The sequence below is a fragment of the Desulfatibacillum aliphaticivorans DSM 15576 genome, assembly GCF_000429905.1.
GTDB classification, from domain to species: Bacteria; Desulfobacterota; Desulfobacteria; order Desulfobacterales; family Desulfatibacillaceae; genus Desulfatibacillum; species Desulfatibacillum aliphaticivorans.
In genome coordinates, this window is the sequence record NZ_AUCT01000003.1 from 367,271 (window position 1) to 381,853 (window position 14,583).

Genomic DNA, 14,583 nt, shown 5'->3' on the forward strand with positions numbered 1-14,583 from the left:
TCTACGTCGCGATAAGAAAAGGCGTAGGTTGGGTGGTTCTGCTGCGGCTTCATGCGTAGAATCCAGGAGAGTGCGTTCGCCCTCCGAATTTTAAAAATCCAATGAAGCTGTGCAGGTTCACCCAACAAAATGTTCATTCCTCCCGGCCGACTCATAAAAACCCGCCTCGTGTTGGCTCAAACGTCAAACGTAGATTTGACCCCATTCGGGTTTATTTTTTACGGGTTCCGTCTTCGTTGTATTCGTACCATCCCTTGCCGGTCTTGCGGCCCAGGTGGCCGGCCTTGACCTTGCGCCTGAGCAGCAGGGGCGGATAAAAACGGGGGTCGCCGGTTTCCTTGTAGGTGGCCATCATGGCGCCGTAGGACACGTCAAGGCCCACCATGTCGCCGGTCTCGAAAATGCCCATCTTGCGGCCCGAGCCCAGACGCAGGCCCTTGTCAATGTCTTCGCAGGAAGCCACGCCCTGCTCCACCAAACGCATGGCCTCGATGTTGGAAGGGAAATTGATGCGATTGATCACAAACCCGGCGATGTCGCGGTTGACCATGATGGGCTCCTTGCCGATCTGCAGCACATACTCCCGTCCGGCCTGGGCGGTTTCGTCGGTGGTGGCCACCCCCTTGATGACCTCCACGGCCATCATCATGGGAACAGGAGAGAAAAAGTGAATGCCCAAAACCTGCTCCTCCCGTTTGGTTACGGCGGCCAGTTCGGTGATGGGAATGGCCGAGGTGTTGGAGGCAATGAGCGCGTCCGGACCGCAGGCTTCGTCCAAAGCCTTGAAGATTCCCTCCTTGACTTCCAGGTTTTCGAAAACCACTTCAATGGCCAGGTCCACGTCCTTGGCGGCTTCATAGCCGGTGACGGTCGTGATGCGCTTCATGACCGTGTCCACGTCTTCGGAAATCTTGCCTTTTTCCGCAAACTTGCCCACGGACCAGGCGATGTTTTTTTTGGCCTTTTCAAGGGCCGCTTCCGACATGTCCGTCAAAAACACCTCGATGCCGGCCTGGGCGCTCACCTGGGCGATGCCCGCTCCCATGAGTCCCGAACCCACCACAAACATTGATTTAATAGCCATGATTTCCTCCTGAAGGGTGATGATCTGGTTAAATTGGTAAAGGTTAATTCCCTGCTATGGAAAACTTGCTGATTGAAAAAGTCGTAGCTCGTTCCCATGGTTTTCGTGTGAGCGCATACGAATGCATATCACGATGAGTAAACATAAAATCGGAATAACTGCCCAATTGTTGGGTTGCGAAGTCCACAGGTTTTTTTGACGCTTGATGCGTCCGCGCCGGACTTCTTAACCCAACCTACGATCCTGTTCGACGCGACGTAGGTTGGGTAGAGTTTGCACGGCGTTAAAAAGGGCGTTCGAGTGAATACGTTTTAAAAACTGTTTAAAACCTGACAGGATTCCAACGAAACCCAACAATTGGGTAGTTATTCCCACCCGGCGCCCGGCTTGATTAGAGCAAAAGGCTTGCCAAACTTGAACGATTGCATATTCAAACTTATAACATCTTGATTTAAAGCTATATATAATACATAATGCTTACTTGCATTATATATTTTCAGGGCGAAAGCCAGGCCCATTCTGTATAGAATTTTCTACACACTTTCCTGTAAAATTGCTTAGCATTTTGGAATTGCACTAAATAGCGTCCATGTATATAATATTATACATGTAGATATTCTTATACGGAACTCCAAACCAGGAAAAAAACGCCTCATGAGCCAATCCCGCAAAAAATCCGCCGCCCCCAAAAAAATCCCCCAGGATCTGTTGGACGCCCTCTTGAACAACCCGTACGAAGGCCTGATTCTGGTGGACGACCAGGGAATCATCCGCCATATGTCCAGCGCCAACGAGGGGATATACCCTTTCACGCCCCAGGAATCGGTGGGCAGGCATATTCATGACGTCTCGCCCAAGAGCCGGATGGACCGGACCATACGCACCGGCAAGGCGGAGATCGGGCGCAGCATGATTCTGGACGACAAGACCAGGGTAGTGGCCCGTTTTCCCCTGAGTAAGGACGGCAAGGTGATCGGCGCGGCGGGCAAGCTGTTGTTCATGGATCCGGGCAAGATGAAGGAGTTGTACGAGCGCATCACCCATCTGGAGCGGCGCCTGGAAAAATACGAGGATGAACTGGCGCAGATATACCGCACCAATTATTCTCTGGACAGCATTTTGGGAGATTCGCCGGACATTATTCAGGCAAAGAGGCTTGCCGAGCAGGCGGCCGGAGCGGACTCGCCGGTGTTGATCATGGGGGAGTCGGGCACGGGCAAGGAGCTTTTCGCCCATGCCATCCATGGCCTGAGCCAGCGGGACTCGGGAGCCCTGGTGAAAGTGAATTGCGCGGCCATTCCCGGGGAATTGCTGGAAGCGGAATTGTTTGGGTACGAGGAAGGCGCCTTTACCGGCGCCCGGAAAAAGGGCAAGGCCGGCAAGTTTGAACTGGCCCATGGAGGAACCATCTTCCTGGACGAAATTGGGGACATGCCTTTGCCCATGCAGATCAAGATCTTGCGGGTGCTTCAGGAGAGGGAGGTGGAGCGCGTGGGCTCCAACCGGCCTAAAAAAGTCGATTTCAGGCTGATTTGCGCCACCAATCGGGATTTGCCCAAGCTCATGCGGCAGGGTTTGTTTCGCCAGGATTTGTATTACCGCATAAACGTCATGACCCTTAAGCTGCCGCCGCTGCGGGATTGCAGGGACGACATTTTTCCCCTGTTCCAGCATTTTTCCCGGATTTTAGGCAGGGAGAAGACGCCGCCGAAAATTTTGCCCGGGGTCAAGGAAATCCTTGAAAAATATTCCTGGCCGGGCAATGTGCGGGAGTTGAGAAACGTGACCGAGCGCGCTTTGATCGTCTGCCGGGATAACGCGGTTTCTCCGGCCGACCTGCCGGACCTGAGCCAGCAGGAGGTTTTGCCCCAGGTTATCGAGGAAAAGGCCTCGTTAAAAACCCTGATGGATCAGGCGGAGAAAAAAATCATCGAGCAGACATTGATCCAGGCTTCCAGCCGGGCTGAGGCGGCCAGGAATTTGGGCATTCATCGCACGGGCTTGTACCAGAAAATGAAAAAACACGGAATAGAATAAGAAAATATATAATTTCCAAAATGGGAAAAATGAAATGAACAATAAAGCCGCCGAGGCAAACGGAAGCAAGTTGGGAACCTTTGCAGGGGTGTTCACCCCCAGCATCCTGACTATTTTAGGCATCATCTTATTTCTGCGCCTGGGCTACGTCGTTGGCGAGGCCGGGTTGTGGAAGGTGCTCCTCATCATCGGCCTGGCCAACGCCATCTCCGTATTGACCAGCGTCAGCCTGTCGGCCGTCGCCACCAATATGAAGGTGAAAGGCGGCGGGGATTATTATTTGATATCCCGAACTTTGGGCCTGGAGTTCGGCGGCGCCATAGGCCTGGTGCTGTTTTTGGCGCAATCGGTTTCCGTGGCCTTTTATTGCATTGGTTTCGGCGAGGCCTTGGAAAGCATGTTGCCAGGAGGCAGCGCCCTTTCGCCTCGAATGATCGCCTTGATCGCCATGGCCTTGCTGTTTGTGTTCGCCTGGCTGGGCGCAGACGTGGCCACCAAATTCCAGTTTGTGGTCATGGCGCTGCTGGTTCTGGCGCTGGCGTCTTTTTTTATAGGCGGCCTGCCCCATGTGAAAGGTTCCACGCTGGCGCAAAACTGGACCGGGCCTTCAAACGGGCCGGGGTTTTGGATTTTGTTCGCCATATTTTTTCCGGCCGTGACCGGGTTCACCCAGGGGGTGAGCATGTCCGGGGACCTGAAAGACCCGATAAAAAGCCTGCCCCGGGGAACCTTTGCGGCCGTCTTTCTTTCCATCGCCGTATATTTCGGAGCGGCCCTGATCTTTGCTGCAACCAGTTCCCTGGACGTATTGAGCAAGGATTATTCGGCCATGCAAAAAGTCGCCAAGTGGCCGGTTTTGATCGACGCCGGCGTGGTCGCCGCCACCTTGTCTTCAGCCATGGCTTCGTTCTTGGGGGCGCCCCGGATATTGCAATCTCTGGCGCAGGACAAAATCTTCCCTTTTCTGACGCCCTTCGCCAAGGGGGAAGGCGCCAGCGCCAATCCCCGGCGCGGGGTGCTTTTGGCGGCCGGAATCGCCCTGGTAACCATATTGATGGGGAACTTAAACCTGATCGCACCCGTGGTCTCCATGTTTTTCCTCATCTCCTACGGGCTGTTGAATTACGCCACCTATTTCGAGGCCAAGGCGGCCAGCCCGTCCTTTCGGCCCACGTTCAAATATTTCAACAAAAAATACAGCCTGTTGGGCTTTCTGGCCTGCCTGGGGGCCATGCTGGCCATCGACCCCAAGTCCGGAGCCGCCGCCATCGCGGTATTGTTCGCCATCCATCAATACCTGATGCGCACGGCCCACACGGAACGCTGGGCGGACGGCCAGCGCTCCCATCATTTGCAGGAAATGCGCAAGCATCTGCTCGCTACCGTCAATGAGCCCGAGCACTACCGGGACTGGCGGCCTTACATTTTGGTTTTTACGGAAAGGCCGGACCGGCGGGCCAATCTGCTGCGCTTCTCCTCCTGGCTGGAAGGCAAAAGCGGCGCCGTAACCGCCATCCAAGTAATAGAGCAGTCAGGCGCCAAGGGGTACAAAATGAAGCAGGAGGCCGAGGAGGAGCTGCGTCAGGCCATCGCCGAACAAAAGCTGCCCATCTTTCCCCTGGCCATTCGCACTTCGGACGTCCAGACCTCGCTGGAAACCCTGCTTCAATGCTTTGGCATCGGACCGTTCAAGGCGAACACCGCCGTTCTGAACTGGTTTGAGGAAAAGCGATACAGCACCGTGGGCGGCCGGGAAATCCCCTACAGCCGCAACCTGCGGATCGCCTTCCGGGCCGGGGTGAACATCGTGCTATTAGCCGCGGGCGAAGAGGAATGGGCCGCTCTGGACGCCGCCCCCAAAGAGGAGCGGCGCATTGACGTGTGGTGGAAGGACGACGCCACAGGCAGGCTCATGCTGTTATTGGCCTATCTGATAACCCGGAACTCAGGCTGGGAGAACGCCAAAATCCGGGTGCTTGTCCAGGCCAGCGAGGAAGACGAAAAGGAAGCCGTCATGATCATGGCGGACTTTCTCCAGGACGCCCGCATCAAGGCCGAACCCGTGGTTCTTTCCAAGGTGGATCCCCAGGCGGTCCGGGAGGAGTCCGGGGACGCGGCCCTGGTGTTCAGCCCGTTCAGGCTGCATTACAATCAACTGCAAAACCAGTTCGGCGGTAAAATAGAAGATCTTCTCAACAAACTGCCTATTGTGGCTTTGGTCCTGGCCTCCCATGACGTGGACCTGACCGCCCAGCCCGACGAAGGCGAGGCGGGCAAGCTGGCTGCAGCCATGGACGAATATGAAGAATGCCTGAAAAAAGCCCAAGGCTTGGAGCATGAGGCGGAAATGGCCCGGGAGGAAGCCTTGAAAGCGGAAAAGCGCCTGTTGGACGCGCCCACCGGGGATTCGGACCAGGAGGCGGAAAAGCGTGCGGCCATGGTCAAGCAGGCCCAGGAAGCCCGGGACGAAGCCGCCAAAGTATTTAAAAAATCCGCCAAGGCCGAGGCCCGGCTGCAGGAAGCCGCTAAAATCATGGAGTCCTTAGGCTTGACAACCAAAGCGCCCAGGGCGGAAAAGAACCAAAGCGAGGCCCCGGCGGAAGATTCGGAAAGCAACGAAGCATCTGAGAATGAAAACATAGAACCGGAAGAGTGAAGGACGGCTGAGGATAATTCATTCTAAGCGCACAATACTTGGACTTTTCCCATTCCTTTTGATATGCCTTACTCAAACGTGTAAGTCCATGCCGCCGCCGTTCATCCAGGGGGGAGTGTTAGGGGCGGGGCATGTTTTTCATCGTTCGGACGCGTTTTCTAACCATCAATCCCGAACGACCTTGGAACCAAATTCAAGAATCTGAAAGTCAGCGTCTCCGGGGGGGAGAAACCGTTGATTTTAGCTCGGAACGATCTGACCATTTTTTTTGTCATTCGGAGGGGGTGTTATGGCAAGTCCGTATTGGGTTAAGACGCTTCTTAAAAAATCATTTCCCTCGCGCTTTTTTTTGGCGCGATTGACGCATTTTCCCGTGCTCGGCAATCTGATCGAAAAGGCCTTGTTTGAAAATGACGACATCATTTATCTGGCCAAGGATTCGGTGGTTGAGATCAACCACGACCTTGCCGGCCGGGAGGACATGGTCATGCCGTCCCAGGTGTTGGAGCATTTTATTATCCGCTCCAATTACCGGTTTATCATGAACACCTGCATTTGTAGGGAAAGCGAAGGCTGCCGGGACTATCCCATAGACCTGGGCTGTATTTTCTTGGGAGAGGCGGCTTTGGACATCAACCCGAAGTTCGGCCGTCTGGCCTCCGTGGAGGAGACTCTGGAGCACGCCCGCAAATGCCGGGAGGCGGGTCTGGTGCATTTGATAGGCCGCAACAAGCTGGACACCATCTGGCTGAACGTGCGGCCCAAGGAAAAATTGTTGACCGTTTGCCACTGCTGTCCTTGCTGTTGTTTGTGGAAGGTGATCCCGACCATCACGGACAAAATCAGCGACCGCGTGGCGCCCATGCCCGGCCTGACCGTAGCCGTTACGGACAAATGCGTGGGTTGCGGGGCTTGCATAAATGACATATGTTTTGTAAACGCAATCCGGCTGGTCGACGGCAAAGCTGAAATCAGCGGCGATTGCCGGGGCTGCGGCCGATGTGTGGAAATTTGTCCATCCGAGGCGATTCGGGTGAACTTCCATGGGGGGGCGAGCGTGGAAGGCGCCATCAATCGAATCCACGGCTTGGTGGATTTTACCTAATGGAGTAGTTTTGCAGTGAGTTCCCCCAATCCAAATGCGGTCAAGGCGGCCGCGCAATACCTGGCCCTGACCCGGGAAAGCCAGGGGCCGGTGGAATGCCTGGGTTTGGAAAGATCCTCCCAGGCCTATTTTATCGCCCAGCTTTTTCGGGAGAAAAAACGCACCGTCCTGGTATTGGCGCCCACCAAAAAGGAAGCCAAAACCCTGTGCGCGGATTTGGATTTTTTTCTGCAGGACCTGAAACAGCCCGAGTCGGCCCTGCCCGGCCAAGGCTGGATTCTGGAATTCCCGGCCTATCACATCCTGCCCTTTAAGGGGATTTCGTATCATACGGAAACCGCCGCCAACCGCATATCCGCCCTGAGCCGCATGGCCAACTCGCCGGATCCGGCCATTGTGGTGACCACGCCCCAGGCCATGGCGTCCAGGCTGATTCCCAAGAGCGCGCTCAACAGCTTTGGGGAGCTTATCATGGCCGGCGAGGAGCTGGACCGGGACGCCTTTGTGGAAAAACTGGTGAGCGGCGGCTACGTCAAAAATCTGATCGTGGAGGAGCCCGGCGATTTTTGCGTCAGGGGCTCCATTGTGGACGTTTACGGTCCGCCCTATTCTCAGCCGCTTCGCATCGAGTTTTTCGGGGACGAGGTGGACTCCATCCGATTTTTCTCGCCCTCCACCCAACGCACCATCAAAAAAATGGAGGAGGCGGTCATCCTGCCCGCCACGGAAGCGGTGGTCTCGAAAGATCGTCTGCAAAGCGTTATCCATCGCGTGCGGGAAAAGGCGGTTCTGGCGGACATGCCGGTGACCAAAATCCGCGAGGTGGTGGACAGCCTCAAGGCCACACAGCAATTCCCGGGCATCGAGGGATTCGTCCCGTTGCTGTACGAAAACGGCGGAGACTCCCTGTTCGACTACCTCCCGGCCGACACCCTGTGCACGGTCCTGGATCCTGTTGCGGCGTCCCAGGAGTACGAAAAATACCTGGAGGACGTGGAGGAGAATTACGAAACCGCCCAGGCGGAAAACCGCCTTTCCATTCCTCCGGCCATGACCCATCTTCCCGCGGAAGATTTTCGGAAGCGCCTTAACAGGGCCAGGCCCCTGACCTTTCCCACACTGGCCGTCACCGGCCCGCAGGAGGAGGAAGCAGGCAAGGCCCGCATGCAATTGCATGTGGAGACCAATACGGAACTGGTCCAAAATCTTAAGGCGTCCAAGGAACGGGACCAGTTGCTCAAGCCCCTGGCCGACTGGGTGAACGACAAACGCGATCAGGGCTATTCCATTGTCATGGCTTGCGGCTCCAAGATGCAGGCCGAGCGCCTGGAATCCCTGCTTACCCCATATGGCGTGGGCCTCTCCCGCAACCAGAACTGGATGACCAGGCCCAGCGCCCGATGCCAAGTGGTTTTGGGAAGTCTTTCCTCCGGCTTTGTGTGGCCGGCCGAATCCCTGGCCGTGGTTACGGAAACCGAGATCTTCGGCCCCAAGCATCGCCGCCGGAAAATCGAAACCCAACGCCCCCGCACCGAATTGTTGGACCTTGCCCAACTCAGCCAGGGGGATTTTGTGGTGCACGTGGACCACGGCATCGCCCAATACGGCGGACTGGTCAAGATGGATCTTGGCGGCGTGGCCAACGATTTTTTACTGTTGGAATACCGGGACGGAGACAAGCTCTACCTGCCGGTGGACAAGTCCAACCTCATCCAGAAATACCGGACCATGGGCGAAACCGCCCCGGCCCTGGAAAAGCTGGGCGGCAAAGCCTGGGAAAAGGTCAAAAGCCGGGTTAAAAAGTCCGTGGAGAAAATCGCCGGAGAGCTTCTTAAGCTCTACGCCGTGCGCAAGGTCAAACAAGGCTATGCGTTCTCGCCCACGGACAGTTACTTCGCCGAGTTCGAGGCTAATTTTGAATACGAGGAAACTCCGGACCAAGCCAAGGCCATCAACGACGTGCTGGCGGACATGGAAAACCGGCGGCCCATGGACAGGCTGATCTGCGGGGACGTGGGATACGGCAAAACCGAGGTGGCGTTAAGGGCTTCATTCAAGGCGGTGAGCGACTCCAAGCAGACGGCCTTTGTCACGCCCACCACCATTTTGTCCGAGCAGCATTACCGAACCTTTTTAAAGCGCTACGAAGGCTATCCCGTAAAAATCGCCTGTCTGAACCGTTTTAGAAAAGCCGCCGAGAAAAAGGAAATCCTCAAAGGCCTGGAAAACGGGGATATTGATATTGTCATCGGCACCCACAGTGTGCTGCAAAAATCCGTGCAGTTCAAGGACCTGCGCCTGGTGATCATTGACGAGGAGCAGCGCTTCGGGGTCAAGCACAAGGAGACATTGAAAAAAATCCGCGCCACGGTGGACGTTCTGGCGCTGACCGCCACGCCTATCCCCCGGACCTTGCACATGTCCATGGTGGGCATCAGGGACATCACGGTCATCAATACGCCGCCCGAGCAAAGGCGGCCCATCACCACCTACGTCTCCAAATTCGACGAGGTGATTGCAGCGGAGGCCATCCGGGCGGAGCTGGCCCGCAAAGGCCAGGTGTTTTTCGTGCACAACCGGGTCCAGTCCATCGACGCCATGGCGGGCAGGCTGAAAAGGCTTGTGCCCGAAGCCAGGGTGGGAGTGGCCCACGGCCAGATGTCCGAGACCATGCTGGAAAAGGTCATGATAAAATTCGTGAACCACGAGATCGACCTCCTGGTTTGCACGGCCATCATTGAATCCGGGTTGGACATTCCCGCAGCCAACACCATCCTCATCAACAGGGCCGACATGTTCGGCCTGGCCCAGATATACCAATTGCGCGGCCGGGTGGGCCGGGGCGACGACCAGGCTTACGCCTATCTGTTCATCCCGGACGAGTCCGTGCTCACCCGGGACGCCCAGCGAAGGCTCAAGGTGCTCATGGAGCACAGCGACCTGGGCGCGGGCTTCGCCATCGCCATGAGCGACTTGCAAATTCGGGGCGGCGGAACGATTCTGGGTTCGGCCCAAAGCGGCCAGATTGCCGCCGTGGGCTATGAAATGTACCTCCAACTGATGGAGACCGCCATCGGCCAACTAAAGGGGGAAGGCTCGGCCCCGCCCCTGGACCCGGAAATCAACGTGGATTTTTCCGCGTTCATCCCGGAATGGTACATCCCGGACGTGGACCAGAGGTTGTTGGCGTACAGGCGCCTCTCCCGCATGGAAAAGGTCTCGGACGTGGGCGCCTTTTCCAAGGAAATGCAGGACCGGTTCGGCAAGGTTCCCCAGGAAACCAATCAGCTTTTTTTCAAGATTATGTTCAAAATTCTGTGCCGGGATGCGGGGGTGAAAAAGATGGATATGGCCGGTAAAAACCTTCACCTTGTCATCTCCCCGGAGCATCAGCGCAATCGGGACGAACTGCTTTATATGATAAAGGAAAACTTCCCTCGATTCCGTTTGAACACGGAGGGCGTGCTTAAAGTGGCCCTGGATACGGAGGCCGTCAAGGGCCGGGCCGTGGCCGTTAAAAACGTATTGAAAGAAATCGCCGGGCGTGTTAATTAATTCAATTGCCTTGCGCCCGGAAAGGCGCAGGCTCGAACGCCGGCGTTTAAAACGTTACGGAGGGATGCGGTGGCTAAAAACAGAGTTAAAAATTCGCGCGTTGCATCCGTTATTCTTACAGGCGCGCTGGCCGTCCTCCTGGTGGGCGTATTTCTGTTTTCCGGCTGCGGAGAAAGGGAGCAGGTCCGGGACGACGCCCTGGCCCGCGTGGGCGAGACCGTCCTGAAGCTCCCTGAATTCAACGAGTTGTTCGAACTTGCTGAAGCCGGCTTCTCCGGTTACGGGCTGGGCTATACAGCCAACAGAAAAGAAACCAGAAGGCAGTTCCTCAACCAATTGGTGGAGGAAATGTTCGTCCTGGAGTACGCCCGGGTGAATGGTTTGGTCCTGACTCTGGAAGCCTTGCAAAAAGCAGAGCAGGAAATCTGGCGGGATTACACTTTTGTTAACCCCGACGACCCCATATTAGGCAAGATAAAGGCCGGCGAGGAGCAAGAGCAGGCCGAGCCCCAGGAATTGAGCGAACCACCGGAAGCATTTACGTCCGTCTTGCGGGATCAGGCCTTGACTTTCCAACTTTGGGAAAAAGGGCTGGCTCGCAGGCTGTTGCTGGAGCAGGCGATTTCCCGGGAGTTGGATGGCAGGGTGCAGGTCTCGGAGGAAGAGATCGAAGCCTATCTCGCCGAGAATCCCGTCATTCCTCAAATGAGGCCGGAAGAGGATACGGCTTACGAAAAAGGTGAAGCCCCTGAAGGAGAAGACGCCGCTGAGCCCAAAGGCCCTTCCCTTGAGGAGCAAAAGCGCATTGCACGAAAAGTCCTGAAGGCTCAAAAAGCCCAGGATGAATACGCCGAATGGCTGCTGGAACTTAAGGAGCGTTTTCCCGTCTCAGTCAGGCCGGACCTTTTGTAGCAGCATAACGGCATGGAGTGTAACGATACCATGATGAGTTGCATGAAAAAAAATTGTTTGACCGCCCTTTTCTCCACCCTGTTGACGCTGATGACGGTTGTCCCTTCCTTTGCGGAAGGCGAATTGGTGGACCGGATCGTGGCCATTGTCAACACGGATGTGATCATGCTTTCCGAGCTGAACGAAAAAATGGCCCCGATCCTGGCCAAAATTGACGCGGCAGGTTTGCCTGACGAGCAAAGGGAAAAGACGATATACCAATACCGGGAGGATATTCTGAACTCCATGGTCAGTTCCCTGCTGGTTGAACAGGAAAGCGAAAAACTCGGCGTCAAGGTCATGGAAGGCGAGGTGGACTCCTATCTGGAGCGCTTCAAGCAAAGCAGCCACCTAACCGACGAAGCCCTGAGAGCCCAGTTGGAAGCGGACGGCATCAGCATGGATCTTTTCCGCAACCAGATTCACGATACCATCCTGTTTCAAAAGCTGAAAACCACGGAAGTGGATTCCAAAATCGTAATCACGGATAAGGAAGTCCAGGATTATTACAATGAGCACATTGACCAGTATGAGGGGAAAAAATCCTATCATCTGCGTTATATCCTCTTGCCTTATCCCGAAAACGCCACGGAAGAGCAAAAAGCGGCCGTGGAAAAAACCATGGGCGAAATCATCGCCATGTTCAAGGCGGGAGAGAGCTTTCCCGCTTTGATCGAGAACGCCTCCAATGAAAAAATCGGAGGCTCGGGCGGAGATCTGGGCTTTTTCAAGGCCGGCGACCTTACCAAGGATCTTTCGGAAAAAGTGAAAACCATGAAGCCCGGCGATATTACGGAGCCCATGACCGTGGATCTGGGGCTGCAAATCTTCTGGCTGGAAGAAACCGAGATGGGTGAAGGAACCAGCCTGGAAGACGTCCACCAAGAAATCCAGGACCTCCTGTATAATGAAGAGGTTAAGCATAAGTACGAAAAGTGGGTTTCTGAATTGGAAGACAACTCTTACGTAAAAATAATTAGGTAAACAGGTTCCATCGAAGTTATAGTCGAAAAACCTGTATATACTCTGGAAAGGTGTTTGCTGACATGTTAGGCGATCGTACCAAAACGACCATAGAACCCATCCGCCGGCTTTTAAGGAGAGGGGCTTTCGCACAGGTCCGCAAGATCGTCAACAAGACCCACGCCGCCGACCTTTCCGTCGCCTTTCGCACCATCTCCCCCTACGACCAGAAAAAGCTCTTCTCCATGATTCAGGATCTGGAGCAAAAGGGCCTGGTCTTTTCCGAACTGGATGAAGACATCTTCCTGCGCATTGTGGAAGATCTTCGCGTTGATGAGATCGTGGACATTCTGGACACCATGGCCTCGGACGACGTGGCGGACCTTATGGAGCGGTTTCCCGCCGATCTGGCCAAGGAAATCCTCCGAAAAATGGAAAAAGAGGGGTCCGAGGAAGTCGAAGGCCTGCTCCGGTACGATACCGACACCGCCGGCGGCATCATGGTGCCCGACTTTGTCACGGTGCGCGAAGAAACCACGGCCGAAAAGGCCATCGCCTCCCTGCAAAAAGAATACATAGACGTTGAAATGCCCTTCTACCTCTACGTGACCGACGACTACGACAGGCTGGTGGGCGTCAGCAGTCTGCGCCAGTTGGTGGTGGTTCCGCCGGAAACGCCGGTCAGGGATTTCATGACCAGGGACGTTTACCGGGTCAGCACGGACATGGACCAGGAGGAAGTGGCCAAAATCGTCGCCCGATACGATATCCTGGCCGTCCCGGTTGTGGACGAGGAAAACAAGCTGGTGGGCATCATCACCGTGGACGACGTCATTGACATCATCCGCCGGGAAGCCACCGAGGATATGTTCAAGATGGCCGGCGTGGGCGAAGAGTTTGTGGAAACCCAGTCCATCGTCAAGAGTACACGCATCCGGCTACCCTGGTTGTTTGCAAGCTGCTTGGGCGGCGTGCTGGCCTATTTCATCATAGGCCGGTTTGAGGCCAGCCTGAAGCAAATGGCTTATTTGGCGGCGTTCATCCCCGTCATCATGGGTATGGGCGGCAACATCGGCACCCAGTCCTCCACCATTGTGGTGCGCGGCATTGCCACGGGCAGGATCAATATTCGCGATTTATGGCGCGTGGTGGGCAAAGAGTTGTCCGTAGGGCTGATTCTGGGCGTTTTTTACGGCTTGGTTGTGGGCGCGGTCGCCAGGATTACGCACGATCAATGGAGCCTGTCTTTTGCGGTCACCCTGGCAGTGATGTCCTCCATGAGCATTGCCGCCCTGGTGGGCTCCATGTTTCCCCTTATCTTCGCCCGGCTGCATATAGATCCGGCCGTGGCCACGGGGCCTTTTGTCACCACATCCATCGATATTTTGAGCGTTTTTTTCTATTTTCAAATCGCCACCGTGCTGCTTAACCTATAAAGACCAATGCCTCCTGTAACCACATCAGCCGTAATCTTGCGCAGCATTGAATACGGGGACTTCGATCTCATAGTCACCTTCTTCACCCAGGCTCAAGGCAAAAGGGCCGCCCTGGCGAAAAACGCGCGCAAGAGCTTCAAACGGTTCGGAGGCGCTTTGGAGTTGTTTTCCAAAGTCAGCATCGTGTATGCGCACGGCAAAAAAAAGGGCGGGCTGCCTCTGCTATCGGAATCCAACCTGGAGCAGCATTTCAGCAATATTCGGATGGATATCCATAAAACAGCCCTTGCCAGCTTGTGGGCCGAAACCATATACTCGTGGGCTGAGGAAGAACACGCTCAGGAAGAGATTTTTCAGCTGCTGATCCGTTCTCTGGAAAACCTGGACAATGAAAAGGTAGACAGGGACAAGGTCAATATATTATTTTTATTGCGCTTTTTAGCGCTTGCAGGCCTTTCCCCCAGCCTGGATCAATGCGTATTGTGCTGCAGGTCCCTGGAAGATTGGGGCCAGGGCGGAATTTGCTTTGACCATGCACGGGGGGGCATAGTATGCCCCAAGTGCGGAGTCTGCCTGGCGCCCGGCCCGGTGTTGTCGGTTGGGGCGGTCAAGCAATTGCTGTGGCTTAACAAGGGAGACCTGGCCGCGGCCGGCCGCATGAAGCTGAGCCGGGAGGCCATGGACCGCGGGAGAGACTTGCTGGAGTCTTTCCTGGCGTACCATTTGGGCAAGGAGCCCAAGAGTTTGCGTTTTTTGAAGGATTTACGGAGACGGCATTTTTAAATGGGAGGCTTTT

9 protein-coding genes are annotated in these 14,583 nt (G+C 55.4%); 8 read left to right on the forward strand and 1 reads right to left on the reverse strand.

The genetic code is table 11. The features are described from left to right. Positions 1-211: 211 nt before the first annotated feature. Positions 212-1,084: a 3-hydroxyacyl-CoA dehydrogenase family protein gene (locus G491_RS0105875; protein WP_012609204.1), complete on the reverse strand. Its 873-nt coding sequence runs from the start codon at positions 1,082-1,084 to the stop codon at positions 212-214. Between the two features lie 654 nt (positions 1,085-1,738). Between G491_RS0105875 and G491_RS0105885 the strand changes: the two genes are divergently transcribed. The 8 genes from G491_RS0105885 to recO all read left to right on the forward strand — a co-directional run bounded on the left by G491_RS0105885 (position 1,739) and on the right by recO (position 14,570). Further along, on the forward strand, positions 1,739-3,121 hold the full coding sequence (locus G491_RS0105885) for a sigma-54 interaction domain-containing protein (protein ID WP_028313909.1): 1,383 nt from the start codon (positions 1,739-1,741) through the stop codon (positions 3,119-3,121). A 34-nt stretch (positions 3,122-3,155) separates the two neighbouring features. Continuing rightward, complete coding sequence (locus G491_RS0105890) at positions 3,156-5,777, forward strand: amino acid permease (protein ID WP_028313910.1); 2,622 nt, start codon at positions 3,156-3,158, stop codon at positions 5,775-5,777. 289 nt (positions 5,778-6,066) lie between these two features. Next, the gene (locus tag G491_RS0105895) at positions 6,067-6,882 is read left to right on the forward strand and encodes a ferredoxin family protein (RefSeq protein ID WP_028313911.1); all 816 of its coding nucleotides are present in this window, start codon (positions 6,067-6,069) and stop codon (positions 6,880-6,882) included. Positions 6,883-6,897: 15 nt separating this feature from the next. Beyond that, entirely contained in the window at positions 6,898-10,437 is a 3,540-nt protein-coding gene (mfd, locus tag G491_RS29605) for a transcription-repair coupling factor (protein WP_035217811.1), read from the forward strand. Positions 10,438-10,506: 69 nt separating this feature from the next. Further along, a complete protein-coding gene (locus tag G491_RS0105905; RefSeq protein ID WP_028313912.1) occupies positions 10,507-11,349 on the forward strand; it encodes a SurA N-terminal domain-containing protein in 843 nt (280 codons plus the stop codon). Positions 11,350-11,391: 42 nt separating this feature from the next. Continuing rightward, complete coding sequence (locus tag G491_RS0105910; RefSeq protein WP_028313913.1) at positions 11,392-12,372, forward strand: SurA N-terminal domain-containing protein; 981 nt, start codon at positions 11,392-11,394, stop codon at positions 12,370-12,372. A gap of 62 nt (positions 12,373-12,434) precedes the next feature. After that, on the forward strand, positions 12,435-13,787 hold the full coding sequence (gene mgtE / locus G491_RS0105915; RefSeq protein WP_012609197.1) for a magnesium transporter: 1,353 nt from the start codon (positions 12,435-12,437) through the stop codon (positions 13,785-13,787). A gap of 6 nt (positions 13,788-13,793) precedes the next feature. Continuing rightward, positions 13,794-14,570: a DNA repair protein RecO gene (gene recO, locus G491_RS0105920; RefSeq protein WP_012609196.1), complete on the forward strand. Its 777-nt coding sequence runs from the start codon at positions 13,794-13,796 to the stop codon at positions 14,568-14,570. Positions 14,571-14,583 lie beyond the last annotated feature (13 nt).